Genomic DNA, 15,614 nt, shown 5'->3' on the forward strand with positions numbered 1-15,614 from the left:
AAATGGAACGGCAACTGGACGCTTACTGCGAACACCTGCGCAGTGAGCGGCAGGTGTCGCCGCACACGCTATCGGCCTATCGCCGCGACCTCGACAAAGTGCTGGACTGGTGCGTCAAACAGAACATCGCCAGTTGGGCGGCCCTGGACATCCAGCGCCTGCGTAGCCTGGTCGCCCGCCTGCATTCACAAGGCCAATCGTCGCGCAGCCTGGCGCGTCTTCTGTCGGCAGTACGCGGGCTTTATCACTACCTGAACCGCGAAGGTCTCTGCGACCACGATCCGGCCAATGGCCTCGCACCGCCCAAGGGCGAGCGCCGCTTGCCGAAGACCCTCGATACTGATCGTGCGCTGCAACTGCTGGAAGGCGGCGTGGAAGACGACTTCCTGGCGCGCCGGGATCAGGCGATCCTTGAGCTGTTCTACTCCTCCGGACTGCGCTTGTCGGAGCTGACCGGGCTCAATCTCGATCAGCTGGATTTGGCGGACGGCATGGTCCAGGTGCACGGCAAGGGTAGCAAGACCCGTCTGCTGCCTGTGGGCAAAAAAGCTCGCGAGGCGCTGGAACAGTGGCTGCCACTGCGAGCCTTGGCCAATCCGGCAGACGATGCGGTGTTTGTCAGCCAGCAAGGCCGGCGCCTGGGGCCGCGGGCGATCCAGTTGCGGGTCAAGGCGGCGGGCGAACGCGAACTGGGGCAAAACCTGCACCCACACATGTTGCGACACTCCTTCGCCAGCCACCTGCTGGAGTCCTCCCAGGACCTGCGGGCGGTGCAGGAACTGCTCGGCCACTCGGATATCAAGACCACCCAGATCTACACCCATTTGGATTTCCAGCACCTGGCAACCGTCTACGACAGCGCCCACCCACGGGCCAAACGCATTAAAGGCGACGATTCATGACTCTCCAACTGATCACTTTCGACCTCGATGACACCCTGTGGGACACCGCCCCGGTGATCGTCAGCGCCGAAGCCGTATTGCGGGAATGGCTGACTGAACATGCGCCCAACCTTGGAGCGATACCGGTGGAGCATTTGTGGGCCATTCGCGAACGCATCCTGAGCATCGAGCCAAACCTCAAGCACCGTATCAGCGCCCTGCGCCGGCGCGTGTTGTTTCACGCATTGGAAGAAGCCGGATACGCTCACGCTGAAGCGTCGGACCTGGCCGATCAGAGCTTCGAAGTGTTCCTGCATGCCCGGCATCAGCTGGAAATCTTCCCGGAGGTGCAACCCACCCTCCAGGCACTGGCCAACCATTACACCCTTGGCGTGGTCACCAACGGCAACGCCGACGTGCGCCGGCTGGGGCTGGCGGACTACTTCAAGTTTGCGTTGTGTGCCGAAGACATCGGCGTCGCCAAACCCGATGCGCGCCTGTTCCATGAAGCGCTGCAGCGCGGTGGTGCAACCGCAGAGACGGCGGTGCATATCGGTGATCATCCAGGGGATGACATCGCCGGTGCGCAACAGGCAGGGTTGCGGGCGATCTGGTTTAACCCGGCGGGCAAGGTCTGGGAAAACGAGCGTTTGCCGGATGCCGAGATTCGCAGCCTGACCGAGTTGCCAGCGTTGTTGGCGCGGTGGAATGCAACCTCAGCCTGACATAGCAACCTGTGGGAGCGGGCTTGCCCGCGAAGGCGTCGTGACAGTCAATAAAGGTGTCGACTGACAAACCGCATTCGCGGGCAAGCCCGCTCCCACATTGGGTCTCGTTGAGCCCAGAGTTTTATTTCAGGCATGAAAAAGCCCGCAGCGACGGCGGGCTTTTTCAGCAAGCGCGTAGCAGGCTCAGATAGGCCGGCTGCCGTACTTGTTGTCTGGCTTCTTGGGAGGATCGGCGACCACATTGGCCTCCACTTCCTGCACCTTGCCACCACGAGCCAGGAACTCCTCCATGGCCTTGGCCAGGGCGTCACGTTCCTTGTTCTTGGCTTCGACACTCGGCAGCTCATCGACCGATACCGCTGCCTTGGCTTTGCCTTTGGCGGTCGGAACGGGGGCATCACCGCCGTCGTCTTCAGCGACGTCTTCCGCCGCTGCTTCCAGACCTTCTTCGGTTTCGTCGTCGTCGCCTACTTCGAGGTCGTCGTTTTCCAGATCATCGTCGCTCATGTTCTACCTCATGACTTGCGAAAAGCAGATTAGTTATAGCCCAGCTTTGCCCTCTGTCGAAGGCTGCCGGAAAAAAATCAACAGCCGCTGCTGACCAGCGGTTATGCCCCTTCACCGTGCAAGGTGGCGAGGACTTTACGGGCACCGCCATGATCACGGTGCTCGCCCAGGTAAACGCCTTGCCAGGTCCCTAACGCCAGTCGACCCGCCGAAATCGGCAAACTGAGCTGACAGCCAAGCACACTGGCCTTGAAATGCGCCGGGAGGTCGTCCAGGCCTTCGTCGTTATGCTCATAGCCGTCTGTTCCTTGTGGGATCAGACGATTGAAAAATCGTTCGAAGTCGCGACGTACCGCCGGATCGGCGTTCTCGTTGATGGTCAACGACGCCGAGGTATGCTGTATCCACAAATGCAACAGACCGACCCGGCACGCCTTGAGTTCAGGCAGGCCAGCGAGTAACTCGTCCGTTACCAGATGAAAGCCCCGGGGCCTCGCCCGAAGGGTTATCAGAGTCTGTTGCCACATACAGTTCTCCGCACGTCCGGGGCGCATTCTAGCGCGCTCAGGGAAAAAACAAAGGCCCTGATCATCCTTCAATCATGTAAGCCATTGGCGGCACAAAAACTCGCATCGCAAACGTCGTAAAAGCTGTAAGAAAAAACCTTTCAGCCTTTGCTTCAATGACAAACTCCAGACGAAAAAATGCCCGGCAAGCCGGGCAAGATTTTTTCATGCGCGTGCTTACAAGTTGTAGCCGCGTTCGTTGTGAAGCGCCAGATCGATGCCGACCGCTTCTTCTTCCTCGGTGATCCGCAGGCCCATCACGGCGTCCAGGACCTTGAGGATGATGAAGGTGACGATGGCGGTGTAGATCACCGTGAAGCCCACGCCTTTGCACTGAATCCATACTTGTGCGGCGATGTCGGTCACGGTGCCGAAGCCGCCCAGGGACGGTGCAGCGAATACACCGGTCAGGATCGCGCCGAGAATACCGCCGATACCGTGCACGCCAAAGGCGTCCAGGGAGTCGTCATAGCCGAGCTTGCGTTTCAGGGTAGTGGCGCAGAAGAAGCACACCACGCCCGCTGCCAGGCCGATAACCAGGGCACCCATCGGGCCCACGGTGCCAGCAGCAGGAGTGATCGCAACCAGACCGGCCACGACACCCGAAGCGATACCCAATGCGCTTGGCTTGCCGTGGGTGACCCACTCGGCAAACATCCAGCCCAGCGCAGCGGCGGCGGTCGCGATCTGAGTGACCAGCATCGCCATGCCGGCAGTGCCATTGGCCGCCGCAGCGGAACCGGCGTTGAAACCGAACCAGCCGACCCACAGCATGGCCGCACCCATCAAGGTGTAACCCAGGTTGTGCGGGGCCATCGGCGTGGTCGGGAAACCTTTGCGCTTGCCCAGCACCAGGCAGGCAATCAGACCGGCCACACCGGCGTTGATGTGCACCACGGTGCCGCCAGCGAAGTCCAGCACGCCCCAGTCCCACATCAGGCCGCCGTTGCCGGACCAGACCATGTGCGCGATCGGTGCATACACCAGGGTGAACCAGATGCCCATGAAGATCAACATCGCGGAGAACTTCATGCGCTCGGCGAAGGCACCGACGATCAGCGCCGGGGTAATGATGGCGAACGTCATCTGGAAGGTGATGAACACCGCCTCAGGGAACAGCGCCGCAGGGCCGGTCAGGCTGGATGGCGTGACACCGGCGAGGAAAGCCTTGCCCATGCCACCGAAGAAGGAGTTGAAGTTGACGACGCCCTGCTCCATGCCAGTGGTGTCGAACGCAATGCTGTAGCCATAAATGACCCACAGGACGCTGATCAGGCCGGTAATGGCGAAGCACTGCATCATCACCGACAGAATGTTCTTGGAGCGCACCATGCCGCCGTAGAACAGCGCGAGGCCGGGAATGGTCATGAACAGCACGAGGGCTGTCGAGGTCAACATCCAGGCGGTGTCGCCGGAGTTGAGGACTGGGGCCGCCACTTCGTCTGCCGCCAAGGCCAGGCTGGGCATTACGAAGGACAACAGGGCTCCTAGCCCTGCGAATTTACGCAGAGTCATTTTGTTTTCTCCTGGGGCGTTGGGTTTGTGGCGGCTTAGATTGCGTCGGTATCGGTTTCGCCGGTACGGATGCGAATCGCCTGTTCCAGATTGACCACGAAGATCTTGCCGTCACCGATCTTGCCAGTGTTGGCCGCCTTGGTTATCGCCTCGATAACCCGGTCGAGATCCTTGTCGTCAATGGCGACATCAATCTTCACCTTTGGCAGGAAATCGACCACATACTCCGCGCCGCGATACAGCTCGGTGTGACCCTTCTGCCGACCGAAGCCTTTGACTTCAGTAACGGTAATGCCCTGCACGCCGATCTCGGACAACGACTCGCGCACGTCGTCCAACTTGAACGGCTTGATGATGGCAGTGACTAGCTTCATGAAAACTCTCTCCCGAATTTGGTGGACTTGCCCCAGGAAAACAAACCCGTCTCAAGTCTAAGCGCAGTGCCTGGCTTTGTAACGCATCGTCGGCCTTACCTGCCCGTACGACGCCAGCTAACCGCTCCTTGCGAAACACTCCCCGCGTCTCGCCTGGCGCACTGCATTCGTCACAGCGACTGCATCAGTGCATGGGTCATCAGCATCTAAGCAGAAAGCTTGCCATCTCCACAAAACACTTTGATTTCAAGCCTTTGCCAACAGATCGCAACCACTTCACGACAACACCCAACGCGTTACGCACAACAACGGTGCGATACCGTCCGTCCCCATGCTCGAAAAGCGTGCATCCCTTGCCCGCGAATTTGACTATAGACACTGCGTGGTACACTGCCGGGCATTGCTACCAGGACATTCCCCCATGCTCGCGCCCAAAGACTTCCTCGACGCCCTGACAGGCACCGCCTCCCGCCTCTTCAGCGGCGACACTCCACTGCCGAAAAGCGAAATCGAAAGCCAGTTCAAGGCATTGTTGCAGAGCGGATTCAGCAAGCTGGATCTGGTCAGCCGCGAAGAGTTCGATAGCCAGATGGTCGTGTTGGCACGCACCCGGGCACGGTTGGAGGCTCTTGAGGCGAAAGTGGCGGAGCTGGAAGCGAAGCTGAGCCCACCAGCGGAAACTGAATAACTGAAGTAACTGATCCTTCCCATGCTCTGCGTGGGAATGCTTCCAGGGACGCTCCGCGTTCCGCCTCTGAAGCGACGCGGAGCGTCACCGTAATATCCCGTGAAAGTTTGCCCGCCTAACCACTCCACCAATCCCCTCTCCCACGTCTACCCTTGAAAAACCCGCAGGAAGCGGCCTCTCGTCACCTCAAGGAACGACCATGTCCCTCTCCATCGTCCACAGCCGCGCCCAGATTGGCGTGGATGCGCCCGCTGTCACTGTTGAAGTCCACCTGGCCAATGGCTTGCCATCACTGACCATGGTCGGCCTGCCCGAGGCGGCGGTGAAGGAAAGCAAGGACCGGGTGCGCAGTGCGATCATCAATTCGGGGCTGCAGTTTCCGCCACGGCGCATCACGCTGAACCTGGCACCGGCGGATTTGCCCAAGGATGGCGGGCACGGGTTAGATGGAGTCATGGACGCCACATGCCTTAGCATTCATGCCATGGACAAAAAATAATTCCCCTTTCAGTGGGAAAATTTTAGACGCCCGTTATGTTGAGATTCCTACCCCTTTTTTTGGCAACAGGTAAGGAAGCCTGAAGAAGGATTGGAAACCTCTTGTGATGGTGTTGGCATGGCGCGTCTCCGATATATCTCATATTCACCCCACCGCTGCAGCGTCAATACGGACCATATAGTTTGGACGTCTGTTACGACGAGAGAAGGAATCGAAGGACTTCCGCAGATAATATGGCAGGACTCCATGCCATGGCGGGAAGCAAATCTCTGGGCGATGCAACGCGCTACAGAACGAGAGGTTTGCATCGATACAGTACGATCTAATATGACTTCCATTCTGATGTATGCCAATTGGTTGGAGCAGAGTAAAACGGATTGGTGGTACTTTCCAGTAAAGAAGGCTGATCGTTGTCTCGTGCGTTTCAGAGGTCATTTAATCGTACAACGCGACTCTGGCTTAATCGCACCATCCACTGCAACACAGCGCATGAGAGATGTTATTAATTTTTATCGCTGGTTGAGGGCAAACGGTTTTCTTACCTCTGATTGGCCTCTCTGGAAAGAGAAATTTGTAAGTATTAACTTCACAAACGCCGTCGGCTTTGACAGAACAATAGCTGTCCAAACTACGGACCTAGCGATAAAGAATAGAAAATTAAACATAGAAAAACTGGAAGATGGGCTAATTCCAGTTTCAGCAGAAGACAGAGATAAAATTCTAGAATTTGCCAGAGACAATGCTAGTTGGGAGACATATTTATTTCTCATGCTAGGTTTTTATACTGGAATGAGGATCGGTACTTTATCAGACCTAAAGGTAGAAACCCTTAGGCGCGCCGTCCCTGACCCGCAATCGCGCGACCTCTATAAAATAGCCATTGGCCCTGGAGCGAGGCCAAGTGTTAAAACAAAATTTGGGGTGACAGGGTTTGCTTGGATTACTAAACCGCATCTTGAATTAATCCTGATCTATGTCGATAGCCAGCAGCGTCAAGACAGGGTTTCTAAAGCTAAAGAGCAAAACAAAAACCTTGTATTTCTAACGAGACATGGCAATCCCTATACCACTGGAAATACAGAAAAAAGCAGTGCTTTAAACGTTGAGATGCACAACCTTCGCAAAAAAAGTAAAGCAACCGGAAATAATTTTTTAGAAGGATTTTATTTTCATCGTTCTCGAGCAACGTTCGCGACGCAATTAGCAATATTGCTCGTGCCTATTGCGGGAGTAGTCAATGCATTAGCCATTATCAAAGACGCATTGCTGCATAAGGATGAGGCAACATCGTTAAGATACATTAAGTTTATCGAACGAACTCCAGCTAAAGCGAAAATCGCAAATGAATTCAGTCGAGTTTTTTTAAGCATTCTCTCGGAAGGGCGATCTGATGACGAGTGATTCGCTGCCATCGTTGAGAATACCCAACGTCGTTTATGGGAAGTTTGGTACCCCTTGGGATTTGACTAGCCTCTTGCATCGAGGAGCGTCGGCCTATCATATAGATAAAATTGACTCGCTCATCAGACAGGGTAAATTTTCTGCACCTATACTAGGTCGCTTGCCGCTAGTTGAAAAAATACATGATGAAATATGCGCAAGATTGGCTGGGGGCGGAAGTCGTAGTACAGCCAAATCCCAAATTGGGGGAATTAGACGATTCTATGCGTGGGCTGACGAACAGAATGTCGACTTAACTTTCCAAAACACGGAAAAATTATTTATCGATTGGACCGAAGCTTTGCTGTTTGCAAATCGTATCCAGGGTGGCGCGAGCTTAACTACTATTTTTTCTCTGGTAACGCGAGTTAGTCCAATCCTAGAAGAGGCTCTCAATTTAAATACTAAACTAATACATAAGACCAGAATAAAAAAACCGAAGAGAAAAACAAACTTCACAAAATCCGAAAAACAAAACCTTAGCGACGCCTTTTCGATGGGGGCGCTACTGCTCGATATTTCAGAAGCGCTTACTCAGGAGAAGGTTAGGGAACGGTTACCAATCGTCATAGAGCTTCGCTGTGGAAAAACTCTACATGAGTGGTGTCGAATGATGCCTAATGAAAAGTTGAAGCCACACAATAGCGATTCCAGAAAAAACAGAAGGAACAATAGCTTAATCAATACATCTTGGAGCCACCGATATCCGATACTAAACCTAAGACTTGAGGCAGAGTTGCTCATATTCATCGCTCAAACGGGCATGAATTTAGCCCAAGCGCATCAACTAAGGGTTGGAAGATTTTCTTATCAGAGCGACGGAAAAGGATATATCGTTCGCCGTATATATAAACATCGTGCACAAGGAGAGGTGGAGTTTCAGATTTATAGCGAATACCGATCGCACTTTGAAAAATACTTAGAATGGCGCAAGGAAATATATGGAGACGATCCCGACGGCCTCCTTTTTCCGATATCTTCACCCAAAGGAAGACCGGAAAATGTAGCTCCGACCTTTCAATCTATTAAAAAGCGTTGCCGTGAGATTGGGATCAGAGCCGTAGGAGCGCGTGAACTTAGAAAGACCAGAGCTAACTGGCTGCTTCGTCAATCTAAGAATGTATCGCTTGTCGCAGAGTTGAACCAGCATTCTGAGGCTACATTGCTTCGGGATTACATTCGGCCAAATCATCAAACGGCTCTAATTGAGATCAGCAGATTTATTGCCAAGATAGATCCAGCTATCGCGCCCCCTGGACCAGGAGCGTGTATGGGCGACAAGCCAGCGCCAGTGCAGGATTCTGCGATAACGGCGCCTACACCGGACTGTAGCAACCCTTCGGGATGTCTATTTTGCGTGCACCAGCGGGACGTAAATAGCTTTGATCATATGTGGTCACTTGCATCCTATCGCTATTGCAAATCTTTGGAACTTTCAACCCATAGATCTACCAGCGTTGCTACCCATCCTTCTGCGATCGTCATACAAGAAATCACAAAAAGACTTGAAGCTTATCAAGCGACAAGCGAAGAAACCAGAAACTGGATTGCAGAAGCACAAATGAGAGTAGAAGAGGAGGATTACCATCCTCACTGGGATATATTTATAAAGCTAATGGAGCGGTAAATGAATCAGCCACATAGTATCGATCTTCGCTTTCAAATGGAGTCCTCGTTTGACATAACCAAAAGCTCCAATTATAGGCCGGACAGTTGGCCTCCGCGGCCAGACTTTCCCATCGTACAAGACAAGAATGGCAATGTGGTCAGCGTTTACTCTGATTCTATATGGAACTTTTGGCCATGGGCGAAACGCTCAATGAATATCAACTTTGGGGACGGCCCACAACGCGCACGGAGTTCAGTTATAAGCAACGCGAACGCTGACATTCTACGAATTTTCGCCGCATGGTTTATTTACGGGCCAAGGGGCGTGAACAAGCCGACCACTCTTATCAAAAAAATTAATGATCTCAAACCAATATTTGTCATTTGTACAGAAGCCGGCATAGTCGCTACTGAATTGCACAGATATCCTCGAGTACTAGACCTGATCAAGCAGAAACTCAAAAATTCTTCAATGCAAAGCTTGCGTTTACATTTACATTTCCTATACGAATGGCGCAACGAGCTTGGAGTTGTCATCCTTGATCCCTCCGGGATAAAAGAACTAATGTCTGGCTACATTGCGCCCACCACCAATCAAACCCCCTTCATACCGCCTCGCATATGGACTTACCAGGTTAATCGATTGAGAGAGTGCCTTGATGACTTTATGGCAAACAGGGAAAAAATCGTTGCCTGTTATACATATTGTTTAGAGGCATATTCGAAAAATTACGGCGGACATAGCCGTATATACGAAGCACTAAGGAAAGTTACTAGAAATCGGTCGCCATTCACTAAGCCTCAAGAAAGCAAACGAAGTATAAATACCCACCATTATGTCGGGCCTTTTTCTGAAACAGCTCTTAGATTTGGCATACATGACCTTTTAGTTAAATGGGTGGTAGACCCAGGTAAGGGTTTAGACGGCGGAGGGAAGGGCATAACATTGCTTAGCAGCTATTTAAATTTAATCAGCTACGTGGGATTGGCTTACATCTTGAATTTTTCAATGATGCGTATCAAGGAAGCGTGGAATCTACGCACGAACTGCTTATCCATAGAAACGGACGATCAGTTCGGGCAGATGTACGTCATATGTGGAGTGACGAGTAAAACTATTGACGATGATGATGCTCGCTGGGTTACCTCCCCTTCCGTCGAATTAGCGGTAACTTCACTCAGCTGTATTTCTAATCTAAGGATGCAGTGTGCAATCAGCAATCCAATGATTGAAGTTTCACAAGAGGATCTAGAGTCACCATGGCTTATTTCACGATGCTACGAACCATGGGCTGGGACCGTTGACAAAATCAATTCCACTGCCATTCGGCCAGGCTACCCAAGCTATGCAAGTGTCGCTGAATTCTATAAAAACCTATTCGACAACGATGTATTGAAAATAACTAAATCTGATTTAGACTTGGCTCGCCAAGTCACAGTAAGCCTAAACGAGGAAAAATTTCAAGAAGGTAATGTTTGGAACTTCGCCTGGCATCAGCTCCGCCGTACAGGAGCAGTAAACATGCAAGGCTCAGAGCTTGTTTCAGAACCATCCATGCAATACCAACTGAAGCATGGAACAAGGGCGATGTCGTTATATTATGGGAAAGGATATTCAACGGCGCGCCTTAACCAATCGGCGCGCAATGAATATATTGATGCAATGTATGAAATGCTTTCCAAAGATTTAGTGTTCGTATCCAGCGAGAGATTTATTAGCCCCCATGGCACATCAAGAAAATCCTCAATTTTTGGTGGGATTAACATATTGGACCAAAAATCACTCGATCTCGCGATTAGGAAGGGAATGATTTCCTGGAGGCCTACTCTACTAGGCGGCTGTACAAAACTGGGGGCATGTCCCTATGGAGGGGTTGATAATATAATCCGTTGCGGAGGCGGCGACGGCAAAGCTCCTTGTGCTGATGTAATTATCGACAAAAGTCGCCAGCCACAGCTGATAAAATTCTCGGAAGCACTCGATGAAAGACTAAGCGGAGCAGAAGCCTGCTCCCCTCTCTACGAGTCCCTTTCTGCCCAAAAACGAGCGATTGAGAATATATTGAATGCCATTAAAACTAAGTAATTCGAAAGATACAGCCGAGCAATTATTCTATGCCGCTTTTGAGCGACTCAAGTCTGGTGCACCACTAATAATCGCTAAAGGCAGCGTTGTATCGCAAAATAACGTAGCACGAGAGGCAGGCTGTGATCCGTCAGCATTAAGGAAAAGTCGTTACCCGGAATTGGTCAGCGAAATCCAGCAGTGGGTTGATAAAAATCGAGATGCTCGCCCCGAGTCTTCTCGGCAATCAGTACTAAAACAACGTAAACGGAACCGATCATTACGCGATGAAATATCTCTATTAAAGACTGAGAGGGACAAAGCTCTTTCACTCTTAGTCGAAGCGGATGCGAGGATCTTTGAACTGACAATGGAGAACATGAAATTAGAGACATCCCGTCCCAGATCAAACCTATCGCCCATACGGTAGCCGGTACCAATGGCTTTCAACGTATGGACAAAATTCGATAATTTTGCTGAAACTGTTTCACTCACTATGGACATCAGCAGTTGGCCTCAGGTGCAGTAGTTATGAGGCCTCTAGCCATGTCCATAGGTTGCTCACAATTCGGTGTGCCGCCGCTTCGATCTGGCGATTGCGCTGGGGATTCTTTCGGCGAGCGTGCAGGTGCCGACGTTGACGCTCGATGATGTGGAGTGCCTGGGTGAGCTGGCATTGTCTGGCGCGGTCCGGGCTGTGCGCGGTGTATTGCCGGCGGCTTTGGCGGCGCGCAAGGCCGGGCGATCGTTGGTGGTACCACGGGCCAATGCCGAGGAAGCGTGCCTGGCGTCGGGCTTGAAAGTGATTGCGGTGGATCATTTGCTGGAGGCTGTCGCGCATTTCAATGGGCATACACCGATCGAGCCTTACGTCTCCAATGGTTTGCTCTACGCCAGCAAACCTTATCCTGACTTGAATGAAGTGCAGGGACAGCTGGCGGCCAAGCGGGCGCTGTTGATTGCTGCCGCAGGCGCTCATAACCTGTTGTTCAGCGGGCCGCCTGGAACCGGAAAAACGCTGTTGGCGAGTCGCCTGCCCGGGCTACTGCCGCCGCTATCCGAAAGCGAAGCCCTGGAGGTGGCGGCGATCCAATCCGTTACCAGTTGCGTACCGCTGAGCCATTGGCCGCATCGGCCGTTTCGCCAACCCCACCATTCTGCCTCAGGCCCCGCACTAGTGGGTGGCGGCTCGAAACCGCAGCCGGGCGAGATCACCCTCGCCCACCATGGCGTCCTGTTTCTGGACGAACTTCCAGAGTTTGAACGCCGGGTGCTGGAAGTTTTAAGAGAACCATTGGAGTCCGGGCATATCGTGATTTCCCGGGCGAAGGATCGCGTGCGGTTTCCAGCGCGGTTCCAGTTGGTGGCGGCGATGAATCCGTGCCCCTGTGGATATCTTGGCGAACCCACGGGCCGCTGCTCCTGCACACCGGACATGGTGCAACGTTACCGCAACAAGCTGTCGGGCCCACTGTTGGATCGGATCGACTTGCACCTGACCGTCGCACGGGAGGCCACGGCGCTGAATCCCCCCGTGAAACCGGGAGAGGACAGCGCCAGCGCTGCATTGATAGTGGCCGAGGCACGCGAGCGCCAGCAGAAGCGTCAGGGCTGTGCCAATGCCTTTCTCGATCTACCGGCGCTGCGTAAGCACTGCAAGTTATCCACAGTCGATGAAAACTGGCTGGAAACCGCTTGTGAACGACTAAACCTCTCCCTGCGTTCAGCGCACCGGCTGCTCAAAGTTGCGCGCACGCTGGCGGACCTTGAACAAGCCGATGGAATTGGACGCGAACATTTGGCCGAGGCGCTGCAATATCGGCCGACAACGCTCTAGCCGGCATCACCCTTTGGTTAGATCAACCAACGGCGTCTGCCGCACCTCAGTTTCCCGCCCCGCCTGAATCTCGCCCACCTGCTTCAAGGCCTTATCCACAGCCGCCTTATCCGCCAACAAGCTGTAGCTGATGCGGAACTGCTTGTGTTCCTTCGGCGCAATGGTCGGTACCAGGTTCAGTGGCCGCTGATAACGGCGGTTGTAGGAAAAACTTGTTCCCGGCTCCAGCCCCGAGACATAGCCCTGGCCTTGGGTGTCGGTGTTTTTCCACAGGGAGAACACGGGCAGTGTCTGAGTGTTGAAGCCGACCGAAACTCCAAGGCTACCGGCCTTGTCATGCAGCACGGTCAACGTATCGCCCTGGGCATCGGCATACGGCACCACGTTGTAAACCGTCTCGTCGTAGTCCTTGGTCGGTGCGCGATAGGTTTGCCAGTCCGACAAATCGCCTTTGGCTTTATCGTTGAACGGTGAGACCTGTTTCACCGGCGCGACGAAGCGGGCGCCCTGTTCCAGGAACGGCGTGCTGAAGTTGCTGTGATACAGCGCCTGATATTCCTTCGGATAGTCACCGTTGTTGGTCAGGGTGTCGTTGAGAGCGAACGTTACGCTGCCGGGCTCGGTGACCAGCTCAGTCGCCACGGAGAAGTCGACTTTCTTGAACGCCTGCTCTTTCAGTTCACCGCGCAAGGTGATGGCGTACGGTGGTTTTTCATCGATGTGCAGGGTGACTGTGCTCGCAGGAATATTCGCGGCCCGACCGTGCAGGGTCAGCAGTTCGCCGTTGTCGACGCCGGGGTGGCCAACCCATTCGTAGCCGCAGCGGGTGACCAGCTCATTGAAACCTTCCAGCCAGCCCAGACCGCCGCGGCCATTGAGTTCGATGAAGGACGGATTGACCACTTCCTTGACCGGCGAATCCCAGCCCATGCGCACACTACCGACCGACGCCTGCAACACGTTCATCCCGCGAGTCGGCACCACGGAGAGTTTCATCCTGCCGTTATCGATCTCGACGATGCTGACGCCCTCTTGCCGACCGCCGTGCAGGGTACGAAGAGTCACGGAGAAGGGTTGGTCGGTTTTCACACCGAGTTGCTGGCTGGTGATCTGCCAGTTTTGCGCAGCTTTATCGCTGTCGAGCAGGACGTAATCCCAGGCCATGGCGTGGGAGGCGGACAGCGCGCCAAGGACAACGAGGAGTTTGAGCGAGGTCATGGGGGAAGCCTTTCTTGGAGTTGTGCATTTTTTATAGCGCTGATGAAACGATTCAGCAAGCTTAAAAAGCCCACGCCCGAGCCTTCCCACGTCAATTAATATTGACCTTATGCAACCTCCGCACGCTTACGTTAGTCTCATAAGGTTTAAACCTCCGGCAGACTGGCGGTGATATCATCATGGCATTAAGGCCGCCCGCCAAATGCAGGAGCACGTACAGACACATCTGTCTGTCATTTTTGCGCAACGGATCGTATGGAGTTTGAATGCGCGGGGCACTATTACGCAGCGGTAAGAGCGGGTCATTCACTGCCCTCGGCGAAACAGGTCAACCGGTCTACCGGGCAGCCCTGCAATTGCGCGAAGCCATTCGCCGCAAGAACCCCGAGTTGGTAGATCATCTGGCCATCCCTCAAAGCGATGAACTCGGCAACCGGATCGACTGGTACAGCGCCCTCGACGGCGACGTGATTCCGTGGAGCAGTGCGACCGAAGAAGAACGCGCCCCTGCCCGCCGCCAGCTTGAAGCCTTGAAAAACGCGCTCGAAGAATTGAGCCAGCGTTTCCTGGGTACGGACTCCGCCGAACAGCCGCAAGGCGACAAAGCCGTGTTCGGTAAGCTACTCAAGCGCGTGATTCATTTCCCGGACGAAAACTTCGTCTACCTGGTGCAAGGCAAACCGGTGCTGACCTTCTGGGGTTTCGAGCATGCCGGTACGGGCAATAGCGATCCCCTGCACTGCCTCTATCAGGTCCCACCCGCGTTCACGCTGCCACCCGAGGTCGAACCGCCTGTTGTCGCGCCCGTCATGCCGGTGGTTGCTCGTCCATGGTGGCGTCGCTGGTGGTGGTGGCTGTTGCTGCCGCTGTTGCTCCTGCTGTTGTGGCTGTTGCTCGGCCTGCGAGGGTGCGTTCCGATTCCGTTGGTGGCGGTAGATTTGCTGCCAGATAGCGTTGTGCCAGTAGAGAAACACCTGGAAGAGCCGCCAAAGACCGGCAATGTCACGACGGTCAATGGCGTCCCGGTGACAGGCACCGTTATAGGCTCCAGCACTGGAACCGGCATCGGTACCGCCGTGACCGGAACCCATGACGTAGAGGCGCCGCCAGTCGAAGGCACCGAGGCTGATGCAGCGGCGGCCGACCTGGCCAAAGGCACCGAGGCTGATGCAGCAGCGGCCGACCCAGCCAAAGATCCGGCCAAAGACCCGGCAGCCGAAAACAAAACCGCGACACCCGAAAACAAAACCGCACCGCCGGATGTCACATCGCCCGAGGCAGAAAAACCCGCCGCCGCCAAACCCGGCCCTCCCCTCAGCATCCCGCCAGACGCCGCCGATGGTGCCGCCAAGTTTCTCGATGGCCAGTACAGCGCAGGCGCCGGGATACAGGACCGCAGAACCGGCAAGCCGCTGCGTCTGGAGTACCAGCTCAAGGACGGCAAGGGCCAAGTCACCGTGCACCAGGCCGACGGTTCGAAATGCAGCGGGCCAGTGAGCGCTACTATGAAGGGTGGCAGCCTGGCCATCGACAGCCAGGGCCAGGCCGTTTGCGGCGATGGCAGCACTTACGACATGCCCAAGGTCAGCTGCAGCAAAGGGGCGACCTCGATCGCGGACTGCACCGGCGGTTACGGAAAAGAACAATTCCCCATGTCCATGCGGCAAGTGGCCGAATAAAAACGGAAT

12 protein-coding genes and 2 pseudogenes are annotated in these 15,614 nt (G+C 54.3%); 9 read left to right on the forward strand and 5 right to left on the reverse strand.

Annotation, left to right across the window (positions count from 1 at the left end; genetic code table 11):
* Positions 1 to 2 precede the first annotated feature (2 nt).
* A complete protein-coding gene (gene xerC, locus HGP31_RS30235) occupies positions 3 to 902 on the forward strand; it encodes a tyrosine recombinase XerC (RefSeq protein ID WP_033039362.1) in 900 nt (299 codons plus the stop codon).
* Positions 899 to 1,606, forward strand: a complete 708-nt coding sequence (locus HGP31_RS30240) for an HAD family hydrolase (protein ID WP_033039360.1) — start codon at positions 899 to 901, stop codon at positions 1,604 to 1,606. The genes xerC and HGP31_RS30240 overlap by 4 nt, the downstream gene beginning before the upstream one ends.
* Before the next feature lie 186 nt (positions 1,607 to 1,792).
* Here the strand turns inward: HGP31_RS30240 and sutA are convergent, their stop codons facing one another.
* From sutA to glnK, 4 genes are all read right to left on the reverse strand, one after another.
* Entirely contained in the window at positions 1,793 to 2,116 is a 324-nt protein-coding gene (sutA, locus tag HGP31_RS30245) for a transcriptional regulator SutA (RefSeq protein ID WP_007980816.1), read from the reverse strand.
* A 101-nt stretch (positions 2,117 to 2,217) separates the two neighbouring features.
* Entirely contained in the window at positions 2,218 to 2,643 is a 426-nt protein-coding gene (locus tag HGP31_RS30250) for a secondary thiamine-phosphate synthase enzyme YjbQ (protein WP_033039357.1), read from the reverse strand.
* A 216-nt stretch (positions 2,644 to 2,859) separates the two neighbouring features.
* Positions 2,860 to 4,197 (reverse strand): ammonium transporter, encoded by a 1,338-nt coding sequence (locus HGP31_RS30255; protein WP_020799347.1) that lies wholly within the window; start codon positions 4,195 to 4,197, stop codon positions 2,860 to 2,862.
* Positions 4,198 to 4,232: 35 nt separating this feature from the next.
* Positions 4,233 to 4,571 (reverse strand): P-II family nitrogen regulator, encoded by a 339-nt coding sequence (glnK, locus tag HGP31_RS30260; RefSeq protein WP_002555808.1) that lies wholly within the window; start codon positions 4,569 to 4,571, stop codon positions 4,233 to 4,235.
* Between the two features lie 421 nt (positions 4,572 to 4,992).
* Between glnK and HGP31_RS30265 the strand changes: the two genes are divergently transcribed.
* From HGP31_RS30265 to HGP31_RS30290, 6 genes and pseudogenes are all read left to right on the forward strand, one after another.
* Positions 4,993 to 5,259, forward strand: a complete 267-nt coding sequence (locus HGP31_RS30265; RefSeq protein WP_020799348.1) for an accessory factor UbiK family protein — start codon at positions 4,993 to 4,995, stop codon at positions 5,257 to 5,259.
* Between the two features lie 199 nt (positions 5,260 to 5,458).
* A pseudogene (locus HGP31_RS30270) lies at positions 5,459 to 5,695 on the forward strand (magnesium chelatase domain-containing protein); the annotation flags it as partial.
* 390 nt (positions 5,696 to 6,085) lie between these two features.
* Complete coding sequence (locus tag HGP31_RS30275; RefSeq protein WP_240963514.1) at positions 6,086 to 7,159, forward strand: site-specific integrase; 1,074 nt, start codon at positions 6,086 to 6,088, stop codon at positions 7,157 to 7,159.
* Positions 7,149 to 8,825: a tyrosine-type recombinase/integrase gene (locus HGP31_RS30280; RefSeq protein WP_168759115.1), complete on the forward strand. Its 1,677-nt coding sequence runs from the start codon at positions 7,149 to 7,151 to the stop codon at positions 8,823 to 8,825. The genes HGP31_RS30275 and HGP31_RS30280 overlap by 11 nt, the downstream gene beginning before the upstream one ends.
* A gap of 306 nt (positions 8,826 to 9,131) precedes the next feature.
* Entirely contained in the window at positions 9,132 to 10,892 is a 1,761-nt protein-coding gene (locus HGP31_RS30675; protein ID WP_240963515.1) for a hypothetical protein, read from the forward strand.
* Positions 10,893 to 11,451: 559 nt separating this feature from the next.
* Positions 11,452 to 12,708 (forward strand): annotated as a pseudogene (locus tag HGP31_RS30290) (YifB family Mg chelatase-like AAA ATPase); the annotation flags it as partial.
* 6 nt (positions 12,709 to 12,714) lie between these two features.
* On the opposite strand, the gene HGP31_RS30295 reads toward HGP31_RS30290, so the two are convergent.
* A complete protein-coding gene (locus tag HGP31_RS30295) occupies positions 12,715 to 13,926 on the reverse strand; it encodes an aldose 1-epimerase family protein (RefSeq protein ID WP_020799385.1) in 1,212 nt (403 codons plus the stop codon).
* Positions 13,927 to 14,192: 266 nt separating this feature from the next.
* Between HGP31_RS30295 and HGP31_RS30300 the strand changes: the two genes are divergently transcribed.
* Complete coding sequence (locus HGP31_RS30300; RefSeq protein ID WP_168759116.1) at positions 14,193 to 15,605, forward strand: SrfA family protein; 1,413 nt, start codon at positions 14,193 to 14,195, stop codon at positions 15,603 to 15,605.
* Positions 15,606 to 15,614 lie beyond the last annotated feature (9 nt).

The sequence above is a fragment of the Pseudomonas umsongensis genome (genome assembly GCF_012647205.1).
In the GTDB taxonomy this organism is placed as follows: Bacteria; Pseudomonadota; Gammaproteobacteria; order Pseudomonadales; family Pseudomonadaceae; genus Aquipseudomonas; species Aquipseudomonas umsongensis.

Bases quoted from the DNA above. Each gene is read 5' to 3' on its own strand.
- HGP31_RS30295 (WP_020799385.1), bottom strand. From the start codon at position 13,926: ATGACCTCGCTCAAACTCCTCGTTGTCCTTGGCGCGCTGTCCGCCTCC.
- HGP31_RS30275 (WP_240963514.1), top strand. From the start codon at position 6,086: ATGACTTCCATTCTGATGTATGCCAATTGGTTGGAGCAGAGTAAAACG.
- HGP31_RS30265 (WP_020799348.1), top strand. From the start codon at position 4,993: ATGCTCGCGCCCAAAGACTTCCTCGACGCCCTGACAGGCACCGCCTCC.
- HGP31_RS30240 (WP_033039360.1), top strand. From the start codon at position 899: ATGACTCTCCAACTGATCACTTTCGACCTCGATGACACCCTGTGGGAC.
- HGP31_RS30280 (WP_168759115.1), top strand. From the start codon at position 7,149: ATGACGAGTGATTCGCTGCCATCGTTGAGAATACCCAACGTCGTTTAT.
- HGP31_RS30300 (WP_168759116.1), top strand. From the start codon at position 14,193: ATGCGCGGGGCACTATTACGCAGCGGTAAGAGCGGGTCATTCACTGCC.
- sutA (WP_007980816.1), bottom strand. From the start codon at position 2,116: ATGAGCGACGATGATCTGGAAAACGACGACCTCGAAGTAGGCGACGAC.
- HGP31_RS30255 (WP_020799347.1), bottom strand. From the start codon at position 4,197: ATGACTCTGCGTAAATTCGCAGGGCTAGGAGCCCTGTTGTCCTTCGTA.
- xerC (WP_033039362.1), top strand. From the start codon at position 3: ATGGAACGGCAACTGGACGCTTACTGCGAACACCTGCGCAGTGAGCGG.
- glnK (WP_002555808.1), bottom strand. From the start codon at position 4,571: ATGAAGCTAGTCACTGCCATCATCAAGCCGTTCAAGTTGGACGACGTG.
- HGP31_RS30250 (WP_033039357.1), bottom strand. From the start codon at position 2,643: ATGTGGCAACAGACTCTGATAACCCTTCGGGCGAGGCCCCGGGGCTTT.